Source organism: Sporosarcina saromensis (assembly GCF_054901285.1).
This window is the reverse complement of the sequence record NZ_CM142738.1, coordinates 1,746,076-1,769,325: the sequence shown is the minus strand read 5'-3', so window position 1 is coordinate 1,769,325 and position 23,250 is coordinate 1,746,076. Positions and strand designations below refer to the sequence as shown.

21 protein-coding genes and 1 riboswitch are annotated in these 23,250 nt (G+C 41.5%); of the genes, 6 read left to right on the top strand and 15 right to left on the bottom strand.

Annotated elements, in window-relative coordinates; all coding sequences use genetic code 11:
* Positions 1-22: 22 nt before the first annotated feature.
* The 7 genes from ACVHUV_RS08765 to ACVHUV_RS08735 form a co-directional block, all read right to left on the bottom strand.
* Positions 23-1,090: a Fe(3+) ABC transporter substrate-binding protein gene (locus ACVHUV_RS08765; RefSeq protein ID WP_371390236.1), complete on the bottom strand. Its 1,068-nt coding sequence runs from the start codon at positions 1,088-1,090 to the stop codon at positions 23-25.
* A 391-nt stretch (positions 1,091-1,481) separates the two neighbouring features.
* Positions 1,482-1,763, bottom strand: coding sequence for a hypothetical protein (locus ACVHUV_RS08760; protein ID WP_462086769.1), 282 nt, complete (start codon positions 1,761-1,763; stop codon positions 1,482-1,484).
* A gap of 281 nt (positions 1,764-2,044) precedes the next feature.
* Complete coding sequence (locus ACVHUV_RS08755; protein ID WP_462086768.1) at positions 2,045-2,248, bottom strand: hypothetical protein; 204 nt, start codon at positions 2,246-2,248, stop codon at positions 2,045-2,047.
* A 2-nt stretch (positions 2,249-2,250) separates the two neighbouring features.
* Complete coding sequence (locus ACVHUV_RS08750; protein ID WP_371390235.1) at positions 2,251-2,436, bottom strand: antitoxin VbhA family protein; 186 nt, start codon at positions 2,434-2,436, stop codon at positions 2,251-2,253.
* Between the two features lie 234 nt (positions 2,437-2,670).
* On the bottom strand, positions 2,671-3,735 hold the full coding sequence (locus tag ACVHUV_RS08745) for an NERD domain-containing protein (protein WP_462086767.1): 1,065 nt from the start codon (positions 3,733-3,735) through the stop codon (positions 2,671-2,673).
* Positions 3,736-3,777: 42 nt separating this feature from the next.
* On the bottom strand, positions 3,778-6,510 hold the full coding sequence (locus tag ACVHUV_RS08740; protein WP_462086766.1) for an AAA domain-containing protein: 2,733 nt from the start codon (positions 6,508-6,510) through the stop codon (positions 3,778-3,780).
* Between the two features lie 365 nt (positions 6,511-6,875).
* Entirely contained in the window at positions 6,876-7,223 is a 348-nt protein-coding gene (locus ACVHUV_RS08735) for a helix-turn-helix domain-containing protein (RefSeq protein WP_462086765.1), read from the bottom strand.
* Between the two features lie 385 nt (positions 7,224-7,608).
* Between ACVHUV_RS08735 and ACVHUV_RS08730 the strand changes: the two genes are divergently transcribed.
* The 5 genes from ACVHUV_RS08730 (at position 7,609) to gloA (ending at position 12,456) form a co-directional block, all read left to right on the top strand.
* Positions 7,609-8,223 carry a YgaN family protein gene (locus ACVHUV_RS08730; RefSeq protein WP_462086764.1) on the top strand — a complete coding sequence of 205 codons (615 nt, stop codon included), beginning with the start codon at positions 7,609-7,611 and terminating at the stop codon, positions 8,221-8,223.
* Between the two features lie 178 nt (positions 8,224-8,401).
* Positions 8,402-8,965, top strand: a complete 564-nt coding sequence (locus ACVHUV_RS08725; RefSeq protein WP_462086763.1) for an SMI1/KNR4 family protein — start codon at positions 8,402-8,404, stop codon at positions 8,963-8,965.
* 358 nt (positions 8,966-9,323) lie between these two features.
* On the top strand, positions 9,324-10,976 hold the full coding sequence (locus ACVHUV_RS08720; protein WP_462086762.1) for an SWIM zinc finger family protein: 1,653 nt from the start codon (positions 9,324-9,326) through the stop codon (positions 10,974-10,976).
* A 152-nt stretch (positions 10,977-11,128) separates the two neighbouring features.
* Positions 11,129-11,830: a hydroxyacylglutathione hydrolase gene (gene gloB / locus ACVHUV_RS08715; protein ID WP_462086761.1), complete on the top strand. Its 702-nt coding sequence runs from the start codon at positions 11,129-11,131 to the stop codon at positions 11,828-11,830.
* A 245-nt stretch (positions 11,831-12,075) separates the two neighbouring features.
* Positions 12,076-12,456, top strand: a complete 381-nt coding sequence (gene gloA, locus ACVHUV_RS08710) for a lactoylglutathione lyase (protein WP_371390229.1) — start codon at positions 12,076-12,078, stop codon at positions 12,454-12,456.
* Between the two features lie 275 nt (positions 12,457-12,731).
* Here gloA and ACVHUV_RS08705 read toward each other — a convergent pair whose 3' ends face one another.
* The 7 genes from ACVHUV_RS08705 to ACVHUV_RS08675 all read right to left on the bottom strand — a co-directional run bounded on the left by ACVHUV_RS08705 (position 12,732) and on the right by ACVHUV_RS08675 (position 21,262).
* The gene (locus ACVHUV_RS08705) at positions 12,732-13,925 is read right to left on the bottom strand and encodes a hypothetical protein (RefSeq protein ID WP_462086760.1); all 1,194 of its coding nucleotides are present in this window, start codon (positions 13,923-13,925) and stop codon (positions 12,732-12,734) included.
* Positions 13,900-14,460 (bottom strand): sigma-70 family RNA polymerase sigma factor, encoded by a 561-nt coding sequence (locus ACVHUV_RS08700; RefSeq protein WP_371390227.1) that lies wholly within the window; start codon positions 14,458-14,460, stop codon positions 13,900-13,902. The genes ACVHUV_RS08705 and ACVHUV_RS08700 overlap by 26 nt, the downstream gene beginning before the upstream one ends.
* A gap of 185 nt (positions 14,461-14,645) precedes the next feature.
* Positions 14,646-15,941 (bottom strand): NCS2 family permease, encoded by a 1,296-nt coding sequence (locus ACVHUV_RS08695; protein WP_462086759.1) that lies wholly within the window; start codon positions 15,939-15,941, stop codon positions 14,646-14,648.
* Positions 15,942-16,092: 151 nt separating this feature from the next.
* A riboswitch (purine riboswitch) is annotated at positions 16,093-16,193 on the bottom strand.
* Between the two features lie 273 nt (positions 16,194-16,466).
* Positions 16,467-18,065 carry a M20/M25/M40 family metallo-hydrolase gene (locus ACVHUV_RS08690; protein ID WP_462086885.1) on the bottom strand — a complete coding sequence of 533 codons (1,599 nt, stop codon included), beginning with the start codon at positions 18,063-18,065 and terminating at the stop codon, positions 16,467-16,469.
* Between the two features lie 34 nt (positions 18,066-18,099).
* A complete protein-coding gene (locus ACVHUV_RS08685) occupies positions 18,100-19,524 on the bottom strand; it encodes an amino acid permease (protein ID WP_462086758.1) in 1,425 nt (474 codons plus the stop codon).
* 102 nt (positions 19,525-19,626) lie between these two features.
* Entirely contained in the window at positions 19,627-20,388 is a 762-nt protein-coding gene (locus ACVHUV_RS08680) for a dimethylarginine dimethylaminohydrolase family protein (RefSeq protein WP_462086757.1), read from the bottom strand.
* A gap of 19 nt (positions 20,389-20,407) precedes the next feature.
* Positions 20,408-21,262: a dimethylarginine dimethylaminohydrolase family protein gene (locus tag ACVHUV_RS08675; protein WP_462086884.1), complete on the bottom strand. Its 855-nt coding sequence runs from the start codon at positions 21,260-21,262 to the stop codon at positions 20,408-20,410.
* A 191-nt stretch (positions 21,263-21,453) separates the two neighbouring features.
* Between ACVHUV_RS08675 and ACVHUV_RS08670 the strand changes: the two genes are divergently transcribed.
* A complete protein-coding gene (locus tag ACVHUV_RS08670) occupies positions 21,454-22,197 on the top strand; it encodes an IclR family transcriptional regulator (protein WP_462086756.1) in 744 nt (247 codons plus the stop codon).
* Between the two features lie 149 nt (positions 22,198-22,346).
* Here the strand turns inward: ACVHUV_RS08670 and ACVHUV_RS08665 are convergent, their stop codons facing one another.
* Positions 22,347-22,970 (bottom strand): NUDIX hydrolase, encoded by a 624-nt coding sequence (locus ACVHUV_RS08665; RefSeq protein ID WP_317946560.1) that lies wholly within the window; start codon positions 22,968-22,970, stop codon positions 22,347-22,349.
* Between the last annotated feature and the right edge of the window lie 280 nt (positions 22,971-23,250).

Here is a 23,250-nt window from a genome sequence, read left to right as displayed (position 1 = left end):
AGCGGCAGGGGGCTTACTCTTTTTATTTCCAACCGACTTCGTTAAAGATCATAATCGCTTTCGCGTTGTTCTCTCCAAGCGTTGGCAACGGAATATCTTGTTCTTTGAATTCACCCCAAGATTTTAGGAGCTCAGAAGGTTCAACATCCGGATTCACCGGGTATTCATAATTCGCTGAAGCAAACTCTGCTTGTGCTTCTTCACCCGTAATGAATTCAAGTAATTTCATTGCATTTTCAGCATTTTTCGATCCTTTTACAACGCCTGCACCGCTAATATTCACATGTGCTCCCGTTGTTTCTTGGTTTGGGAAAAACACGCCAAGATTTTCAGCTACTTTCACTTCTTCTGGATCTTGTGAGTTCAGCATTTGACCAAAATAGTATGTGTTCATAATCGCAACATCACCGATTCCAGCAGCAATTGCTTTCGCTTGGTCTCGGTCTCCACCTTCAGGATTACGAGCAAGATTGTTAACAATTCCTTGTGCCCACTCTTTCGCTTGCTCTTCTCCATTTATTTCAATGAAAGAAGCAAGAAGGGACTGGTTATACACACTTTCTGAAGAACGAACAAGAACTCGTCCTTTCCACTGATCTTCCGTAAGGGCTTCATAAGTAGAAAGTTCTTCAGGTTTCACTTTTTCTTTATTATACACTAAAACTCGTGCACGTTTCGTCAAACCTACCCACATATCGTCATGATCTCGGAATTTTTCTGGCACTTGTTTAGCTAAAATGTCACTTGACACCTCTTGAAGCAAACCATCTTCCTTCGCACGGAAAAGACGTCCAACATCTGCTGTTAAGAAAACGTCTGCTTTCGTTGCAGTACCTTCACGCTTAATGCGCTCAATCAGCTCATCAGCTTCACCTTTGATGACATTCACTTTAACGCCTGTTTCTTCTTCAAACTTTTTATATAATTCATTATCCACATCATAATGTCTGCTTGTATATAAATTCACTTCACCAGATTGTACCTCTGGCTCTTTTTTTGTTTCTTCTTTTTTGCCCTCGTTACTTGCACTGCCGCATGCAGATAATACAAGCATCATAGCGACAACAAGAAAAATCATACTTTTCTTCATACCTATTCATCTCCTGACTTCAATTAATTGAAAATGATTCTCAATATCGTTGATAATATAATGAATTTCTGCGCTCGTCAAGAAAAAAATCGAAATATGTTTAACAATGTTTCAATAGCGAAAAACCTTATTGTCAAGAGACCAATCAGAATCGTTATATAGGAATAGCACTTTGTACTTCCTAGCGGTATTTGCGCCTCAACGGAACATACATGTATACAAAGAAAAAAAGAGCGATCCAATACCTTTTACATTCAGATAGGGATCGCCGTTTTTATTGTATTTTTATTCCATCGAGATTAAGAGTACCCTCAAATACCCGCTACGGAAGAAACTATATATCGCTTACCACTTACGGCAATCTGCGCAATCGTAAACTCTTCTCTCCTAATTACTCCATACTTTCACCTTGCTCATGTACGTCCTTCAGTTGTTGCCGCAAATCATCCAATTGCTCCTTATTCTGATGAACCGTATCCATATGCTCATTTTTCTCCACTGCATTGGCAAAGGCATTTTCTGCTCGTAAAATCGAATTAAAAGCATGTTCGACCGCCATTTCTTCAGGGTTTGACAACGCTTGCTTCACCGAGCGTTCCGCCTTTTCAACAGCATTGCTCAGCTGGGAGCTCGGGTGGTTCTTTTTCCAGCTAGGATTCGAATCGTTTGTCACAATCATCATCCCTCCTATTATAGATGGACTTAGTATAGTGACAAAAAGGGATTCTATGCATAGGTGGTTGATTTTCGACGGTGCATGGAGTAGAAACATTCATGTTAATTTAATCATTTTAAACAGGTATTCAAGTATTAATTGCTAATCCACCGATACATTTTACAATTATGTAAATGACTTGGCACTGGCATCATTTTCTCATTACTGTCATACCAGCATTCGCATTTTTGTGAAATAAAATAATCCAACCTTGATAGTAAGCTAAACCTAAGGGTGGATTACTTTTTAGTTTTATTATTGTTGAATTCAATATCAAATGGTTTTTCCTCGTATTCAGAAACATCGTACTGACCGATTACCTGATAACTACTAGAGACTTCCTCCTCCAAATCAACATTTTGGGAAGGAACCGCATATAATGCATCTGAAATAATTTTTTTAAGGTAATTTGGCTCAGGAGATTCTTCTACATACGAGTCCATAGTTACTGGGAAGTCCTCGTATATTTTTTGACAATGGCTTGCTTTAATTCACTGGATGTTAATTGACCATTTTCATACTGCTCTAAAAGTTTTTTTGTAAATGCGCTCGGTTTTCCACCATCAATCGCTGCCATTCCAACAGCGAACTGGACTTTCTTTCTTCTTTCGAAGCGTGACTCTTCTTGCATCTATACCACCACGCATTTTAGTTAGTATAACCATTATAACAGCTTTCACGCATTGGACGTTACGCAGTGCAGCTCTTTAATATATTATTCAATCCTTTTTTCGATTCGCGAGGCATTAGAAGTATCTTGAGCGTGGCAGTAATATTGATTTCTGAATACAATGTCGCACTATTAGGTTAAGACAAAAAATAAGACCCAAGAGAGGCATACCCAAAAAACCCAAGTACCCAAATGCTAAGAAATCAAAACTACCTCTCCAGAAACCACCCGCACCAATTCCTCCCCAAACTCATGAATCTTCTTATCGCCCAATCCATAAATCTGGCGTAACTCTTCTAACGTTTGTGGCCTTTTTTCAATTAGCTCATCTAATGTTTTATTCGTAAAGATATAAAATGCTTTTTGACCGGTTTTCTCGGCAAGCTGTTTCCGAAATGCTTTCAATGCTGCTTCAAGTTCATCTCTTGTTATCGCTTTCTCAATTCCCACTGCAGGTTGAATTTCTTGGTCTGCTTCTTCTGTAAAATAACGGACTTCGGTTTCTTCTTGCTTCTCGATCGCACGGTTACTGAGATGCTGATCTTTAATGTATTCAGCAAACTCCCGCATTCGGTTATCCCTAAAATAGACAGGTGACTTTTTCGCTAACTCCGCCTTCAAAAACGATACAATTCCGTCTGAACGGAATACTTGGTTTTTCACTTCCGGCGGTGCTTTTTTTATATTAAGTACAGTTTTCTCATTCGCAAATGCAACGACATATCGGATTGGGGTTCTCTCAATAACACCATGATCCATCAACATCGCGCGCAATACGTCCACTTGCCGTTCAACTTGCCGAATCGGACTGTACATGCCTTCTTGAAAAATTGTTCGTCCTCCACGATTGACCGTTCGAATGAACTCGCCTTTTTCGTTGACGGTAATATTTCCATAATACTTTTTCACTTCAATGACCAAAAAGAATTGACGGGTGATGACAATGAAATCGAACTGCGCTGTTAACCCCTTATGCTCAATTTGAACATCGTGCAAAATCATGATTGGCAAAAACGAATTCTTCAACTCAAAAAGCAATGATTGTTCACCTGACTTACCAATCTCCAGGAACTTCATTTGTTTTGTCAGCTTCTTCGCTTCCGTGTCATTCAACTGTCCCTCTGCCAATGCTTGCTGTAAACGTGCAATTTCACTATCCATTGAATCTGCTTCTTTTATTACGACAGGTAATTTCAATTCTTCCTTATCCTTCAATGCGTCGACCACTCTCGACAGGAATGGCTTTTTAATGAATGCCATCGGTAGTTCCCCCTTTCTGTTGGATGAATTATTGTGAATAGCTCATCCACGTGTTAATTCAATTAGTTTCTCTCGTAAGAGCTTCTCCTCTTCACTTCCCGTTGTTTTTATTCTAATGATCGGTATTCCGTACTTTTCTAAGATCCGATCTTTCATTTGGTCTCGTTTGAGTTGCTTTGGATTTCTAGCGTGATACGCGTGGCCATCTACTTCCACGACTAATACCGGCATCTTATCCAACTTATTAAAAATGACAAAGTCTGTATGTGTTAAGATGTTCATCGCATAATTGAATTCATCCTTAGACAGTTGATCGGGATTTTTGATTAACATGCGCAACGGTTGATGCAGGACAAAATCCAAGCTCCTAAATTCATCGTGTGCCAAGACTTTTTTTAGTACAAGATTCATGAGGTTTTCCGAACTAAACTCAGACACTTGCTGACTTTTTTTCATCACTTTTAACAGCTTCTCTGAATAACTCTTATATAGCAAATCAAACACGGAATAGATTTGGCTTTCAATAATCTCAAAGTTATTGTATTTTATGTACTTAATCAGATCACCAATATTCGTACCATGCCACTCTTCACTGCCATCAGCCGTCACAACAATTAATTGGTCGACCGCACGCGACACGGCTACATTAATCAGATTGGCGTCATCTACAAAGTCGTCTTTGTTGATCTCATTTGCTACGGTCGAAAGAATAATAATGTCTTTTTCGCGACCTTGGAATTTATGAACCGTGTCCGCCTCGATATTTTGCGTTCCGAAATACTGATCAAATTCATTTGCCTGTTTACGATACGGCGTAATGATTCCTAACGACTGTTTGTCCGTATCAATGTCTTGTTCCGGTAAGATTTCATTAAAAACGACATCAATTTGCCGTTGATTGAACGTCCCTCTTGCATGATTCCCTTTGACCGTTTTATACAAGAGTAGCGGTTTTTTTATGTCATTGGATTCCGTTAAAACAACCAGCTCGTTGTTGTAGAATTTTTGATTGCAAAAACCAATAATTTTAGGATGGCAGCGATAATGTTCTTTTAAAAGTGTACGTGGGAGGTCGTCAAACAACGAAACGATCGATGATAACAAACTGTGCTCGGCGTAATTGTAGCCTGCATGCAGACGATAGGCATCAAAAATCTTGCGTGCCTTCTCCCGTACTTCGGTCGTAATGACATTTGGCAATTGCTTTGTATCCCCAACGATGACTGCGTTTTTAGCACATGACAGCGCTAACGCACCTGTTACGACATCAACTTGTGAAGCTTCATCGATTAAGACATAATCGAATAAAAAGTTCTCAGATACATTATTGCGTAACGAATGCGTCGTACTAAGAACAACTGGATAGTCTTGAACAAATTGTGCTATATTTTTCCATAACACATCACTTTTATAGACCGGTCTTTTCTTGTCTTGTTCCCTGTATTTCTTTGCTAAATTTGATTTGAACAATCGCATCGATTGCTCACTAAATGCAGTCATTGCTTGATTGAAATCGTAACTTCCTAATCTACTTGTTAAACTTTTTATTTCCTTATTATGTTCAGTTATTTTCACATCGTAATAGGTTCTTTGAAGGTGAGAAACGACCGTCTCAGCATCGTATTTATGTAAATCAGACTTGTAAATGCCATACACAAAGGAATTGTAAATTCTCTTTTTGAGCGAATTCTTTTTACCAGCGTCACCTTTATATGTAATGATCATTTTCATCAACTTTTCAGCATCAAACCGTAAAAAAGCGTTGATTCGTAGTTGTTTGTATTTGTTCCTTGAGTAATAGTCTTCATAATATTGGAATTCCGTCTGCAACATGGCTAATTCTTGTTGTAATTGCGCACGTTTATTGTTCAGGACAAGCATTTCATTTAACTTAATTTGCAATTCTACTAAGTCGTTTTTAATGCGGTGAGATTGCTCTTCGCTCATCAACCAGTCTGTCATGTCTGGATAACTTCCAGTCTGTTCGGCAAAAAATTGTTCCTTGTTCGAATGATTGCCTAAATAAGCAGCAATAAAATCCAGCCCGTACTTTTGTAGCTTCTCCAGGACATTTGCTGTTGCTGCATTATTGTTGGACACGACCGCTACGGTTTTGTTGTAAATGACCGCATTTGCAATAATGTTTAAGATCGTTTGTGTTTTACCCGTACCCGGCGGACCTTCAATCACACTAATCGGACCCGCAATTGCCTTTTCTGTCGCTGATTTCTGACTCGCATTTAATCCAAACGGAAAAATGAGATTTGAAGTGACCGGATTTCGAGTAAACGTTTTCCGTTCTAAATACAAAGCTAATACGCTCCGAGGACTGATCGTTGTCATTCGATTGTATTGCTTACTTAAAAATGAAACATTTTCGTCTTCTGGATTGGCACTTACATGTTCCGCCAACGTTTTCAAATACCCCAAACAATTTGAAGACTTCTCGTTAGCTAAACACGATTCTTCCACCACCAGTTGCGATCGTTTGTACACTTTGTGAAAACCTCTCGTAAAAACGAGTCGAATTGTATCACCGAAATCCTGTACCACCTGAATACCTGAAAGCGGCTGACCATCTGCATAGATGATTCGATTATGCAGGTCCAGTATTTTGGGATTACGATGCCAAACGACATTATGTTTACGATATTGATAGATTCTATCGTTGTTTTGAAACTTCACGTGCCATTGCCCATCTTGGAAAGCACAATCAACAATTTGTTTCGTCTTATCTATATTTTTTATTAGAATTAAATGCTTATTCACATCCACTCGTTTACACCTCGTCTAAACAATCATGTGCCTGTATCACACAACTGCAATCTATCACACACAAACACACGTATTATACACGCTCAACACTTCCGATAAGCGCGTCTCTCTGCGTACTCACAACAAGGTAAGCAAATCTTCTTCACCTTATTATCGGGTAGTCGGTACCTCTGATATTGCGCAATTTTTCGTTTACATAGTCCACATTTCGACTTCAAAAAGCTAAACATATAAACGCCCCCCTTGCTCTTTTGTAAAAGAATAATTTGAAATTTGCGCCAATAATATTTATTGCAACCAATTTATATAGCTATTAGTGTCGCTAAGAGATTTAACTGAATCCAGTCCACATATTGAAACAATAGTTATTCATCGCTTCGCATAGCTTTTATTGCTCTGCGTGTCTGTAAATAAACGAGCAACTCTTCATGCTCCTCTTCACTAATTGCTATTCCATCCAGGTGAATTTCACAACTTTTAAATGAATCGTATGAGGAAAGTTCAACCGCAGCCTGCTTACTGAATGCCAAATAATCCAATGATACGTTAAAATATTCTGCAATCATTATGAAATGCAGAAAGCTTGGACCCTTCCTATCCGCTTCATAATTCCACATCACACTTTTCGCGATGCCTAGTGTTTCCGATAATTTCTCTACAGTAATGTCTTTAGAATCTCTAAGTTCTTTTAATCTACTTCCAAAACTCCCCACAGAAACACCTCCAATTTTAAACATTATTATATATAGAAAAAGGTAGGTAAACTTCATCTTATTGCAAGTAATTGACAACTTGTGAATCAGGCATTTTTTAGACAATCCACATTTCGACTAGTAAACGAACGCATACACGTCCCCTTCCTATTTTTCTACAAAATTCCCACTACTTAAATAGTATCATATCACTAACAATATGTTCCATCGAATATACAAAGATTTCTGATAGATAACTTGCATTCACTTCTATACGTTCTAAAGCATTATAAAATTCAATGAGAACCTGGTGCGAACCTAATTGGAAATTCAATGTACTATTTTCTGAATCTTATTGCTTTTATATACGTATAACTAGTAAAATCAAATTAAGAGGGGGAGTTGTGTGAAACATATTAAAAAGTATTCAATTGTATGGATGTCGATTTTTCTTTTAGCAGGCTGCTCTTTTATGTCTCCTAAAGATTCAACCGATGCAACATTGAGCATCAAACCGTATACATTGAGCGAACATGAAGAGTTATTGCTTTCTATGGCGGGAGCAAACAATCCGCAATTCTTTACAGTGAACGGGAAGATTGCCGAAAATGAAGATTTAACGTATTCCGTCGAGGTCTATCATAAAGGGAAATTCAAAGAGGAACTTCTTCTCACATCTTCAACGCAAGACAAACATTTCGATGGTAAATTGATCTCGTTCACCGTGACGGAACTTGATGAAGAAAACGTAGCAATCAAGCTCAGCTATCCTTCAGGGAGCACATCGATCACATACCCTATTGAAGTTGGAAGCTTAGCCCGGTCATTTGGGAACCTCGTCATTTCAGATTCCACTCTCCACAAAGACAAACCAATTTATCTTGCCGCTTGGGTTGGGACAAAAGGTAGCACGCTGTTTACTTTCGCACCCTCGAAAGACAGCGGTTTACCTGAAAGGCTTGAAACCTATGACATCGCTTTGCTGTACAAGGTCGTTTGGACGGATGCGGAAGGAAACTGAAGTAAAAAACAGATTTAATTTTTTTCGACTCTCGATGCAAGGAACTGACGGCTTAGCTTAGCCAATACGTTCCTTTTTTCATTATTCCTGTCGTTTTTAAGCTTTTATGGACTACTATTTTTTACATTCAACGTATTATTTATTGCCTAAGAAATATTGGCAGTGGAAGGGTGATAATATGTTCATACAAGAATTCATTGAGCAATTTAACATGAGATACCCAAGTATTGACAAGACAGAACCTGCGTCGGAAGAAATGATCTGCGCATACGAAAAGACTCTTGGGTATCCCTTGCCTCCATCATTTAGATTGTTTTTGAAACACTTCTCAAACGGTATTTTCCTGTTGGATTGCGAACCTATTGGTGGTGTTGACGATATCTCTCCTTGCGCAGACATTCGTCATGTTCACGACCTTATTCCGGATATTCCAAGTGAAGTACTCCTAGTAGAAACGAATGAATGGATTCGTTCAGCTACATTAATTTCTTTTACGATGTTTGATGCTGGTGATAGTTCGAATAATCATTGGGTATTCATCTGTGATGACAATGTAAAAAATCATGAGTACCGTGTTGGTTTCATAAGTCAAGATACAAAGAAAATTATTAAAACACTAAGCAATTTTGAAGAGTGGTTAAACATCTTATGGAAAAATGAGCAACATGGTGAAAAGAGTTTACCAGTTTTTCACGTATTATATCCAAGCTTTGACGAAAGAGTGTTATTAATGAATGGATAAATGGAGATACCCTTGCCTTGAACGTATCACTAGTATAAGGCGACACGATATGTAGGAATTGTGGAAGGAACCCTATATTATAGTAGGGACATTTGTAGTTTTTGAAGTACTTCATTCTTTTCTTTCTAAGGAAATAAGAGCATTAAAAAGGTCGCTCCTGAATGTTTTTATTCCAAGTCTCGTTGTTTTTCTCGTATCTCTCCTAGGCTATAGCTTATTGAATTGACGGTATCATCGCCAGAAACCTTCACCTGTGTGATAAAATTGGTGTGAATTAAGAAAATGAAAACTGGCACTGCTTCTCGACACTGATTAATATGAATACGCTTGCTGCAACCAACACTTAGGGGGAAACAGGATGAATCTTTACCATTTTAAAGAACAAGTGAGTCCCGTTATTTTGCAACGGGGATTTACGTATTTTGCATCAGGATTGGTTACGGATATCACCCATGATCATGAAGAAGGGCGCTATCGAGCGTCTGTTGAAGGAACAGACTTGTATGAGATTTCGATACATATGGATGAGGATTATACAATCCTTTCATCAGAATGTACGTGCCCTTACGATTCAGGACCAATTTGCAAGCATGAAGTTGCCGTTCTTTATGAGCTATTGGAGCACTTCGAGGATGGAGACTTTCCTGAACAATTCGATTCTATAAGTAATCAACCCGATTTGAAAGACGTTCTTGGAAGTTTATCAAAAGAAAAATTGATTGCTATACTGGTCGATTTGGCGGATGAAGACAGTGTTTTGCACAATCGGTTAGTTTTCAATTATGCAAGCGTTGACGCGCAGCAGGAACTGCATCGATGCAGAGAATTAATTGACTCGGTCATTCATAAATACATGGCGAGAGAAGGCTATATTTCCTATAAATATGTCAGTGACTTTGCGACTGACTTAACAGCGGTACTAGAGAGGATTGATACGATTAAAGATCCGTTGATAGCGACAGAGGTTGCCGGGTTGCTCCTAACTGAAGCGGTCAATTCGTATCAATACGCTGATGATTCAGGAGGCGAAATTGGTTATGTAGTCGACCAAACAATAACGACCATTCGTCGGATTGCAGAAGAAACAACAGATGTCACGGAGCAAAGGGAGCTGTTGGAAAGACTCATTCAACTTTCGAAAGATAACGTGTTTGAAGGATGGGTAGACTATCGCAACGATTTGCTTTCCATCAGTACGCTATTTGCCGAAGATGACGAGTTGCGTTCGCGATTAATTGGTGAATTGGAATCATGTATTAATCATACCACCGAAAATCATTATAAGGACTATTCGAATGAGCAGATTTACAACTTGCTGTTTGAGATGATACAAACGCATGGTACTGTTGCGGAAGCGCATAAATTTTTGCACGATAAATTGGACTATCCCTCCTTTCGTGAACGATTGATGCACATTGAATGGGAGAATGGCAATAGTAGTCGCGTACTGGAGTTGGCTCTGACAGGCGAAAAAAAGGATGCGAACTATCGCGGTTTGGTGACTCGTTGGAAAAAATGGCGCTATAAAGCGTACAAAGAGATGAACATGTCTGAAGAGCAGATCCAGACAGGGCGTGAATTACTTTTCGCTGGAGAATTTGATTACTATTGGGACTTGAAAGAACTTGCAGCGGATGATTTCCCTTCCTTTTATGATCACTTAAAAAAAGAATTAGCAACTAGTAATCAAAGGATGTTTCTCCAGCTTATTGAGGCTGAAAATGACGTGGATTCTATGCTTCGCTATGTACAAGCAAACCCTTCTAGTATTGAGCAATTCTTGAAATATTTAATGGATGCTCATAAGGAAGAGGCTATTCGTTTATTTGGAACTTATATAAAAGAAATGGCAGACCAGACATACAACCGAAGCCAATATAGAGGGATTTGCCAAATGCTACGACGATTCAAGAAAATTGGCGGGCATATTGAACAAATCCGTTTAATTGAAGAACTGAAAGAGCTGTATAAACGACGGCCCGCTTTCATAGATGAACTTAGTAAGCTATAGGTAGGTACCAACCAACATTTGTGATTAATCAAGATAGTTGATATGTTAAAATAATTCTTCAACCAACAATTTGTAGTGTGTATTCACAAACTTACACAGACAATTTTCAAAAGTAGTCTCCACACTAAAAAACCAAGAGGAGGAATCAGAAGATGATTATTCATCCAATCAAAGCCTTTTCTGATAATTACATATGGTGCATTCAGGAAGAAGCAGAGGTAGTTGTCGTGGACCCAGGACAAGCGGGCGCTGTCCTCGATTACCTGGAAGAAAAGCAGCTTCGTTTGACGGCCATTTTATTAACGCATATGCATGAAGATCATATCGGCGGTGTACGAGAGATTGTAGCGAGTCATCCGGAAAGTGTTGTGTATGGGCCGGAAGAAACGAAAAACTTCGTGAATCGCATTGTAAAGGAAGGAGACGCCTTTCACGTATTGGGGCAACCTGTCCAAGTCTACGCATCAGGAGGGCATACGCATGGCCACATCAGTTTCTTAATGGGACAGCATCTCTTTTGCGGGGACGCCTTGTTTTCAGCAGGTTGCGGTCGGGTTTTCACCGGCGATTACGAAGCCCAATACGAAACTTTGCAGACATTTAAATGCTTGGATGATGCGATACAGGTTTACCCTGGCCACGAATATACCGAAACGAATTTACGCTTTGCCTCCAACATATATCCGGAGAATGAAAAGATCTACAATTCGTTAAAAGAAGTCCAGGAATTGCGTGCCAAAGGACTTCCAACACTCCCGACGACGATTGGTAAAGAGAAGGCCATCAATCTCTTTTTGCAAGCGGAGACATTGGAGGACTTTATCGAATTGCGGAACGCCCGTGATCAATTTTAAGACAATGACCGGATTGCTTTTTGCCGGATCATCTAGCGGAAAATGAAAAGACAAGCCTATTGAAAGTATAAGAAGTCATTTCACCACATTCCGACCGTTGTTTATTGGGCAAAGCCATGAAGGTTGAGCGACCCCATCGCATTTTTTCACTTAACGAATCATGTATGGTAAAATAAAGATGCTGTTTTCAATCAGTTGAACCATCTTAACAAACAAAAACTTATACAATTACGGAGGTTGAAAAAATGAACCAAGTACTCGTTGAAATTTGTTTACGTGTCAGAGACATTGATGCGACGTTAGATTTTTATACGAATCTTTTTGATTTTGAAGTAGCTAGTCGCAGAGAATTCCCTGAAGATAAATTCGATCTTATCTATTTGAATTCACCCGGTTCTTCCGTACAGATTGAACTGACGTATAATTACGATGCAGAACCTTATGTAATCGGAAATGGTTTCAGTCATTTAGGCGTAACCGTGGATGATTTAGAAAAAATGCATGAAATCTGTAAAGCTTCTCCTTATGAAACAGGTGAACTGAAGGGACTTTCAGGCGGAGCACCTTTTTACTTCTTTGTCACTGACCCAGACGGCTATCGAATCGAAGTAAAACGTAAACACTAAAACGTACAACATACAAAACTGATTGCCAAAAGCCTACTCCTCACCTCTCTGCTTACATAAAAGAGAAACGAGGGTAGGCTTTTCATTTTAAAAGCGCCTGTGCCAGAAACATTCATTTTAATTTAACTGAATCGTGGTAAATGAATTAATTGTAAAGCCATCAACCGATACATTTTCCACGGACGGACATACAATTGTATTGTAGTCTGGCACAGGCGCAGGTTTTTCATAGTTGGGTAACAGCCATGAATGTTTGTCACATAGCCCCTCAACATTTACTGGACTGGCAAGAACGCGACTTGCCAAATGCCTTCTTCATTTTTTATCATGGAGAAGCCGGATTCCACGTGCTGCTCGCCGTTTGGATAAAACTTAATATATCCTTCGTAGTCACTTGTTTGAATAAAAGACCCTCTTTCGAGTCCTTTATATGTTTCCAATACCTGTTCCGGTGTCCCCCTATCGCCCAACGGAATTTGTTCATCTTCTTCCTCGCTCCATAATATATGCTCCTCACGATCCGTGTATAGCGCATACGCCGTTTCAAAGTCTTGGTGATAACTGGCGTATGCATATAGTTTCGCAATGCTGATCGGTTCCAACCCGATCAACTCGTTCGCATCATGGGTGAGCTGGAATCGATCATAGACCTGCTGTTCGAAATCATAGAGACCTGTACCGCTTTTAAACTTTTTCACCCAATCATGATCATTCCAAACATTAGGATTGCCAATCTTCTGCTCATATCCGCGCACCAAGTAATCATACGTATCTTTTCCGCCCGTGTACCAGTCAACAATCGCCAGCTTGCCATCTATGTTCCCCACAAAAAACTCTGTACCTTCTCCATATCCGCCTCCATCATGCTTTCGGATGCTAACCGGTACTTCCAAATAGAGATATCCTCCCTTCTCATCATTCGTAAATGTCACTTCCCAATCGCCGATTTCAAGCTGTTTCATCTTGCTGTCCATAGTGCCGTACTTCTTAGATTCGAACTGAATCTTCGTTTCCAAATACTGTTGAAGGTTCTCGTTTCCTATGAACTTGCCCACGTCAATCTCCGTGCCGTTCCAAATGGCATTGTAATAGTCCGTCAGTGCATCTACGCAAAGCGCATAAGCTGTTTCAGCGTCCTTCATGGATACTTCGCCATCCTCTTTGGCTGCATAGAGAGGAACTGTTTCTGTTCCACCCTCTCCTTGAGGTGGCGGAATTTCCGTGGTAACTGGGTGATTCGGTACCAATGCATCCGGACTTTCACCGCCTATCCTTTCCGATGCAAAATAAATACCTGTTGAAACCACAACCGTCAGTAGCAATCCGCTAACGAGCGCAGGCAGGACATAGATGGTCTTGCGTTTATGAATCTTTTGAAAGACTGCATGCTTATGCTTCGCGCTGAACTGCGAATCTTTGAAGACCGTCGCATCTAATGACTTTTTAATATCCCTCATTGGTTCTTTCAAGAAAACCGCTCCTCTCTATGGATTTCTGCAATGCTTCCCGCCCTCTTTTCAAGCGGGTTTTGACCGTATTCGGATTGGACTTCAACACATAACTGATTTCCTCCACAGACAGATCTTCATAATAAAAAAGCAAAATGACTTCCTTGTATTTGATCGGCAACTCCAAAACGAGCCGGGCTAACCGCTCATCCTCGCTTTTCGCGACAGCTTCATGTTCCGGCGATGGCTGCCCTGATTTTTGCGTAAGAAACAACTCATTGTTCACGATCACTTTCTTAACCCATGAAGTCCGTAAGACGTCTTTGCACCGATTCACGGTGACCCTGTATAGCCAGGCTTCAATTGAATTCAATTCGAGAACGTGACGGCGTTTCTTATAACAGGTAAAAAAGACATCCTGCACTACTTCCTGAGCTTTCCCCCAATCTTTCAAATAACTGAAAGACAGATTCGTCAACCGATCGCCAAGCGCATCCATCAAACCAGACAGCCAGACCTCTTCATCGGATTCATTCCAAGAACGACTCATAATCATTTCTCACCCCCGCCACCCACACTATTTACAATCTTACCTCTAAGACGCGTGCAAAGGTGCATCTGGTTTCAAAATAAAAAAAATGCCAGTTTCTTGAACGATTTGGGTTCAAGTACTGGCACATTCTTCAACTAAAAGATACTTCTAACTGGGTTTAATCTAAAAAAGCTATCGAACACTTCTAGCTACACTATAAACGCAAAGTATAGGATAAATAACAAACCAAGCACATACATAATTGGATGGATTTCTTTAGACCGCTTTTGCGCCACAAAACAAAGTGGATACAGAATGAAACCAAATGCAAGACCCATTGCCACACTCGAAGTGAGGGGCATCATGATGATCGTTAAGAAGGATGGAATTACAATTTCCAGTCTGCTCCAATCTATCTTTCTGATTTCCATTGCCATTAATGCGCCGACAATAATTAACGCTGGCGCAGTAACTTCTAACGTAATCACAGATAAAACCGGTGAAAAGAACAAAGCAATCATAAAGCAAGCAGCGATCACAACAGACGTAAAGCCAGTTCTGCCACCGACTGCAATGCCGGCAGAAGATTCAACACTCGTCGCAGGCGTGGATGTTCCCAATATCGCTCCGACTGCACTCGCGGTAGAATCAGCAAGCAATGCTCTTCCAATGTTCGGCACTGTATTCCCTTTCATCATTCCCGCTTGACTGGCCATGGCAATTAAAGCTCCAGCCGTATCAAAAAAGGCAACAAGTAAAAACGTGAAAATCACTGCCAGTAATTCAGGGGTGAACACCTGATCCAAATGGGAAAACACGACTCCAAATGTCGGTTCTAAGCTTGGTATGCTTCCTATGATTTTTGAGGGAGCGTCTATTAATCCGACAATCATTCCAATTATCGTAGTAATGATCATCCCATAAAAAATTCCGCCTCTAATTCCACGCACTAACATAACAATCGTAAGGACCAAGCCAAAAATGGCCAGCAAGGTTGTAGGGGATGTTAAGTCTCCAATTGAAACAAATGTATCCGGATTGGCAATAATAAGCCCTCCATTTTTCATCCCAATAAATGTAATAAAGAATCCGATTCCAGCAGCGATTGCATATTTTAAATTCAATGGGATAATCGTAATAATTTTCTCCCGGATCTTCATGACACTTAACAGCATAAAAATAACGCCTGCAATAAAAACACCCGTCAATGCAACTTCCCATTGTATCCCCATTCCAATACAGACAGAAAAAGTGAAAAATGAATTCAGTCCCATACTTGGCGCAATTCCGATTGGGAAGTTCGCAAGCAAACCGATAAGAAGTGTACCGATAATCGCAGTAAGAGCAGTTGCAGTAAATACCGCCCCGCTATCCATCCCAGCTTGGCTCAAGATCAGCGGATTTACGACTAAAATATACGCGACAGACAGGAAGGTTGTCACGCCTGCGAGCGTTTCCTGCTTATAGGAAGTATTCCGTTCAGCAAATCTAAAGAAGTTTCTCATGTTGTAATCTCCTATTTGTTAAATTTAAGAATGAACGGCAGTGGTGAAATCTTTATTACACAGCCAAATCGTCCAATTAAGCCACATACATAAAAAAACTTTGGCCTTTAGTGAGGACAAAGTTTTTTCTACAAATTGGAATAGTAAATTGCATGGATTTCACATTCCTTGTAGACGAGCCATTTATGGTAGCTGGTAGAAACTTTCAAGCCGTATTCTTGAATTTATACAAGGTTTCTATTCAATTTCAAAAAAATAATAGATGAATTATACCAAAATGAGATCTGAACGTCAATACACGCTTGACGGAGCCTGTGCCGGAATCAAACAGGTCCATTCATCGAACTTGAATGTTTATATGCTACGGTGCCTGTGCCAGAAACATTCATGTCAATTCAACCAATTTGAATGGTTATACAACAAATAAATCTAAACCCACAAATTGTTACACTTCGTATTCATGAAAATACAATTGTAGTGAATTAACTGAATTCAACCTTGCACAGGCACCCCCTCAATTTGCAATCAAAACATGCTTTTAACCAACGTCTCCAAAATAACCGGCATCTCTTTAAATGCGCTATCCACATGCAATCGCTCCGTTTTCTGGTGCGCATCTTTTCCGAACGGGCCGACATTCAAGACGGGTGCCCGCAGCTCGGACATCGCCTCAAATGGGATGCTGTACGTTTCGCCATAAACAGGGGTATTGTTTTCAAATGCCGTCCACCCTTGAGCATCATCTGTGTAGTTCACATAACTCAAATCACAAATCCCGTTGAAATAATGGATTTGATTCACCGTCAAATCGAATGTACTCGCCGTCTCCTGTACCAATTTGATCGCTTGATCGACGAGCGGAGAATCTGACGAATTAATAGCCGGGTAATAAGGAGGTGCATAAAGCAGAACCGTTGCCGGCGCAAGTTCCTGACACTGGATCATCAAATTATCCACAATGCGAAGCGATTTTTCCCGATCGTCCCATTCTTCATTGATGAGCGCTTCTTGCTTGTGCCGATTCACTTCCTCCACACCTAGTTTGTTCAAGGCATAGGACAGCAGTTCATCATACCGCAGTACCTTCACTTCCCCTACACCCTTCAGCTGTTCCCGTTCGCAAACTGCCTGATAGTGCGCATTGCACTCCGCCATCGCTTCATTTGCAACTTCCGCGAAAAGGTCCATCACTTCAGCCGCTGTCCGCTTGAATAAGAACACATTGTAAAGGGCAGCCGCGCGGTAAGGAGTTTGGGTCGAGTATTGCGTCTTCAAATCCTTTTGCTGCAATGAAACCGGCAGTGGCGTGCTCTCCCCTCGATCCGTTTCCCGAAACCGTTCGTTCCATTCCATTTTCTGTGTCAAGAACGAAGCGATATAGTTCGCCGTCATCCCTCGGAGTGGTTCGCCTACGTGCGTCTCTTTGCCATAGAACAAGGCAGCCGGCATGATTTTCCCAATCGTTCCCGAATAGATGTATTCCTTATTATCTGCTGGACCTTGAGAAAAAGAAGGTTCGCCATTCAAAAACAATTTGTACGTCAAGCCATACTCTTCCCGCAGACGGACGAGCTCCGTGACGACGGTTCGCATCCCTGCAGAGTTGACCTCTTCGTCGGGAACAGTCGTCAACACGAGGTTGATCGGCCATTTTTCCTTGCTCGCTTTCTCGATCAGTTGCATATGCAGCGCAAGGCCCATCTTCATATCCATCGTGCCGCGGCCGAATAAGTAATTGCCGGATTCAAGATCCGCTCTCGCTTCTACTGATAAATCCTCTTTATGGTCATGCAGCTTCTTCGTCAACTCTTCAGGATGAAAAGCAAGCGGCTCCAACACGCCATATTCCTCGGTCTGAACCGTATCAAAATGGCTGATCAGCACAATCGTTTCCGTCGCTTCAGCATGCTTGTACAATGCAGTGACAGCATTTCGGCCCAATCCTGCGTCATGCATCGCCAACTGTTCCGGATAATCCTGGAAGTAGTCGAGCTCGCCTAGCTTCGCCATCACTTTCGGCGCAAAAAACCGCTCCCCTTCTGTCAGTGTTCGACTGTCCCAACTGACAAGTTCACATAACAAAGCACGTAGGTTCTCAGGTGTCGCCCATAAAGATTCTTTCATCATTCTCAATCTCCTCTTCTAGTACCAAACACTTTTATTTTGTTTCCGGCGCAAGCTCCGATGCTTCAATACGCTCAGGAAACTTCTTTGCCAATTTAAATTTATAGAACACTAGACAAGCGACGAAGAAACCGACGCCGTATAGTAAACCGATCCGTTGTGTAGGATCACTCGCAAGGAAGCCTAATACGGCTAAACAGAAGACAATACAGAATATCGGAAGCCAAGGATACAAACGGACTCGATACTCCAGTTCTTCAACTTTCCCTCCTGCTTTAACGTACCGATGACGGAACATTAATTGAGACGTTGCAATACCCATCCATGAAATCGTGACCGCGATTCCAGCAATCGACATGAGCAGCACAAACACCGCATCGGCTTCCATCACACTTGTCAACAGTGACAGCAACGAGAAAAACATCGTGAAGATCAACGCATTGAGCGGCACCTTGTTTTTCGTCAGGCGACCGAACAGCTTAGGTGCCATCCCTTCATTTGCCATCGACCAAAGGAGACGTGTAGATGCATATAAGCAAGAGTTCCCTACCGATAAAATCGCCGTCAGGATAATGAAGTTCATGATGCCTGCCGCATAAGGAACACCCGCCACTTTCATCAATGTGACAAATGGACTTTCCATCAGCCCTAACTCAGATGTAGGAAAGATCGCCGACAGCACAACGATGGATGCAATATAAAATACGATGATTCGAAACAATATCGTCCGAATGGCTTTCGGAATGTTCTTTTTCGGATTCTCCGTCTCCCCAGCCGCGATGCCGACGAGTTCAGAACCTTGGTAAGAAAAAATGACATTCATCATCGTCACGAAAACAATGACAATCCCTGCAGGAAACATGTTGCTAGGGGCCAAATTAGAGAAATGCGGCGCCACACGATCTTGCAACGGTATCAACCCGAAAATCGCAAGTGCTCCGATGACGATGAAAGCGATTACAGCAAGGACTTTAATACCCGCAAACCAAAACTCTGCTTCTGCAAACCCTTTTGTTGTGAGCGCATTCAAGAAGAACAACAACGCCATGAATACGGCACACCAAACCCAAACCGATATATCAGGAAACCAATGTTTCATGAGAATTCCTGCAGCAGTGAACTCGACCCCTGCCGTAGCAGCCGAACCGACAAAGTACATCCAACCAAGTGAAAATCCTGCTGAAGGACTGATGTAACGCGTTGCATACGCTTGGAATGATCCAGTCACCGGCATATGGACGGCGAGTTCCCCCAAGCAAGTCATCACCATATATAAAATCAACCCACCAATCAAGTACCCGACAAGCGCTCCGCCAGGGCCAGCTTGATTGATCGTATAGCCGACATTCAAAAATAATCCGGTTCCAATGACACCACCAAGAGACAGCATAAGCAAATGACGGCTTTTCATCGAACGATTCAATTGCGGCTTTTGCGCTTGTTCCCCTACTTTATTCATACAATCCACCCCCATGTTCTTTCGAATAAAATTAAAATTCAGTTAATAATATTTGGAAAACATCCCCGACAAATTCTTCTAAATTTAATCGGGGATACCTCTTTAGAAACGTAAAGACAAACAGCTTAGACCACCATCATGTTTTTGAAACTCGGACATTTCAAGCTCAATCGTTTGCAGACCAGCTTCATTTAATTGACGTTTTGTTGCTTCGTAGCCTTTTGGAATGATGACATAATCATTCACTTGAATGCAGTTCGCGGAATACTCATCTTCTTTACTGACAATGATTTTTTCATATGAATCAAAAGCAGGATGATCCACGAACTCACCAGCAAGTACCATCCGATTCTCTCCGACATACGCGATGCCCGTCTTTAAATGGAAGAACTCTTTCAACGGAATGATGTCAGCTTCATACCCTTCTTTTACAAGGATATCTTGTAACTGGCGGGCACCTTCTTCGTTTGTGCGGTCAGAAATTCCGATATAAAACCGATTTTCAGCTTGGAGCACATCTCCACCGTCCACCGTTCCAGTTCCTTCGATCGTATAGACTTTGTCATAGAATTTCCGAATGACAGGCTCCATGTCTTCGATTTCACGATTACGGGAAGCAGCTCCTGGATTACAAATAACCGCAAATTCTAAAGTGAGGACTGCTGTATCTTCAACGAATGTGGAATCAGGGAACGCTTCATTCGCAGGCAAATGGGTTACGTTCACGCCACATTGCTTCAAAGCTTCTACATACGCCTGATGTTGTTCGAGCAAAACATCGTAAATCGGCTCCCCTAAATCAGATGTCGTGAGTCCATTTAAATAGCTCTTACCTGGTGTTTTTACGATGACATTTGTAAACATTTGAAATCTCTCCTTTTAGTTAGCTTCTGACAACTGGACAAGTGAGACACGTCGGTCCCCCCGTGCCTAAAACGCTTATTTCATCGCCCTTATACTCATAAACCGTTGCACCTGCTTTCTCTAATTGTTCCTTCGTGGAAACGTTTCCAATTGGGAGCATACATACGCGCGGTGCCAATGCCAACACATTGCAGCCTAGCTTGTCGTACTCCTCATTCGGAACCTCGATGAGCTGAATCCCTCTATCGATCAACAACTGACGGAAAAACACAGGCATCAATCTCGAGTGAACAACTGCCAAGTCGTGATCCACCATACTGATGAAAGACATTAAATGCAGACACTCCGCTTCCCCTAAATCATGCGGCAATTGTACAACGATGAACTCGTCCACCATATGGGCAGTCATTTCTTTTAATTGGCGGATTGCTTCATCATTTGTCCGGTACCCTCTTCCTACCACAAGAGTCCGGTCATCCAGCCAGACGATATCACCGCCATCCGAAACAGCATCGCCTGTCAACTCACCGATAATCGGAATACCTTTCTCTTTCAAAAACTGCTTATAGACAGCAGCTTCCGGTTGCCGCAGCGCTTTTCCTGATTTTAAAATGATAGCCCCTTCAGGAGTGAATTTCACCGGGTCATGGGCATATAAAGAATCCAAACCGACGTCATCCGACTGCGGTAAATAATCAATTTGTTCAACATGCTTGCTCAGAATGTCAATAAATTTGTCATACTCTTTAACCGCTTCTTCAAAATTAGGTTCGGCTAAATAGTTGAAGGTACGCCATTCACTCGCCAGATGCGACTGACTGCGGAATGCATCGTTCGGATGCTTCACAATGACACGCTTTAAAGGTCTATACATCGAAGAACAATACGTCAATTTAACTCCTCCTTTTTCCACTGAACGGAAATTGTTTCCGTTGTCAGGAAATTTAATAGATTAAATATATTGCTATTATGGTAAAATGTCAATAAGGTTGAAGAAAGTAATCTATTTTTTATTTCAATAAATCTATCTATCCGTATTGTCTTACCTAAGGGAGGAAAATTTCTGTGCAAACGATTGACCGTGCGATGCTCATCGCAAAATTATTAGCTTCTCAAACTGCTGACACAGGGCTATCAATTTCGGAGCTTTCCGAAAAACTGTGTCTTCCACTCAGCACCCTACATCGAATCCTACAAGCGATGATAAAACAAGGAATGGTGGAGCAAGATCCAAAAACGAAACGGTATCGGCTTGGCACCATTTGGCTGGAGTACGGCCTGCAAGTGTATGACTCGATGGATTATGTCAATACAATCCGTGTTGAGCTCGACCGGCTTTCAAAGGAAGTGGAAGAAAGCGTCTATTTAAGCAAACCAGCAGAACTCGACGCCATCATTATCGAAAGAATTGATAATGAAAAAAACCAAATCCGCATTTATGACCAACTCGGGATTCGGATTCCTTTACACATTGGCGCAGCGAACAAAGTGATGCTAGCCGCCTTCCCGAAAGAAAAAACGCGTGCTATTTTGAAAAGGCTCATCCAGGAACAAGAGATTCCTGAATTTGAAAAGAAGTTGGAGGAAATAAGAAAGCAAGGCTATGCAGAAAGTCACGGGGAACGGACGGAAGGCACCTCCTCCATAGCCGTCTCGATTGTGAACGGATTCGGGGAAGTCGTCGGTGCGGTCAGCATCGGCTTCGCAAGCTTCCACATGACCGAAGAACGCCTCGCCTCCATGCGGGAGCGATTACTCGAAACAGGCGCGCGCATCTCAAAAAAACTGGGGCATCGTTCGGGGTATTGACGCAGTGATTGATGATTCGCGGAAGACGTGTAATGATTGCCGTGAAAAATGATCACGCGAACTTATCGGTATATAACATAAAAGTACCAGGTACCCGCACAAATCTAAATTGTATGGATGCCTGGTACTTAAACTTCCTATTCGCTTTTCTACGGACGTATGACAGCAATAAAATGCTTCAATATCCGTGCCGTCATGCCCCATATCGTATACGTTCCATATTCATAGAACCATTCCTCTATCGTGCGTTTCCGCCATTGATACTGATCTCCATTTGGAATCTTCTCAAACGGAAACGTCTGCCGATCAGGGGTAATATCCACTGCCACTTCATGCATAAATGGCTCATGCGTAAGCAACCAGCTAATTGGCACGGTGAATACTTCTTCAACTTCTGCTTCATTGTAAGAGGTAATGATTTCATTGAAATCCACAACCCCTACAAACGGATAGACAACAAAAGACATCGAAGAAACGTATGGTGACAGCGGACCGAGCACTTCCACAGTATGTGGCGCTACGCCAAGCTCTTCATGCGTCTCGCGTAAAGCCGTAAACAAAAGCGATGGGTCATCAGGGTCAACTCTTCCGCCCGGAAAACAAATATCTCCTGGTTGAAACCTCATCTTTGACGACCGGACTTCAAACAGTATACACCATTCCCCATCCACTTCGACGAGCGGAATGAGCACAGCCGAGCGCCTCGCTGTGCTCTCTCCAATGAATAAATCCTTATTATTCAGCAGCTGCTGTTTCCACTTTTCAAGTTCCACAAAACCACCCCATATAACAACAGTACCAGGCACCCGTTCAATTCTCAATTAATGGGGCATGGTATACGTTTCACGTTCATCAATCTTTAATTAACAGCATTTTAACCGTTGGATACGTCGGGAACTCGTTCGTGGTGATCGTACAATCTTGCGCGGATACTTTACATTCAAATGCATTCACTACTTGATCAGAAAAGATACGTATGCTTCCTTTGAAGGGTAATCCACTTCCCTGCACAGCGGGGCGTCTCTCTGAATTCACCACCGCCTTGTACAATCA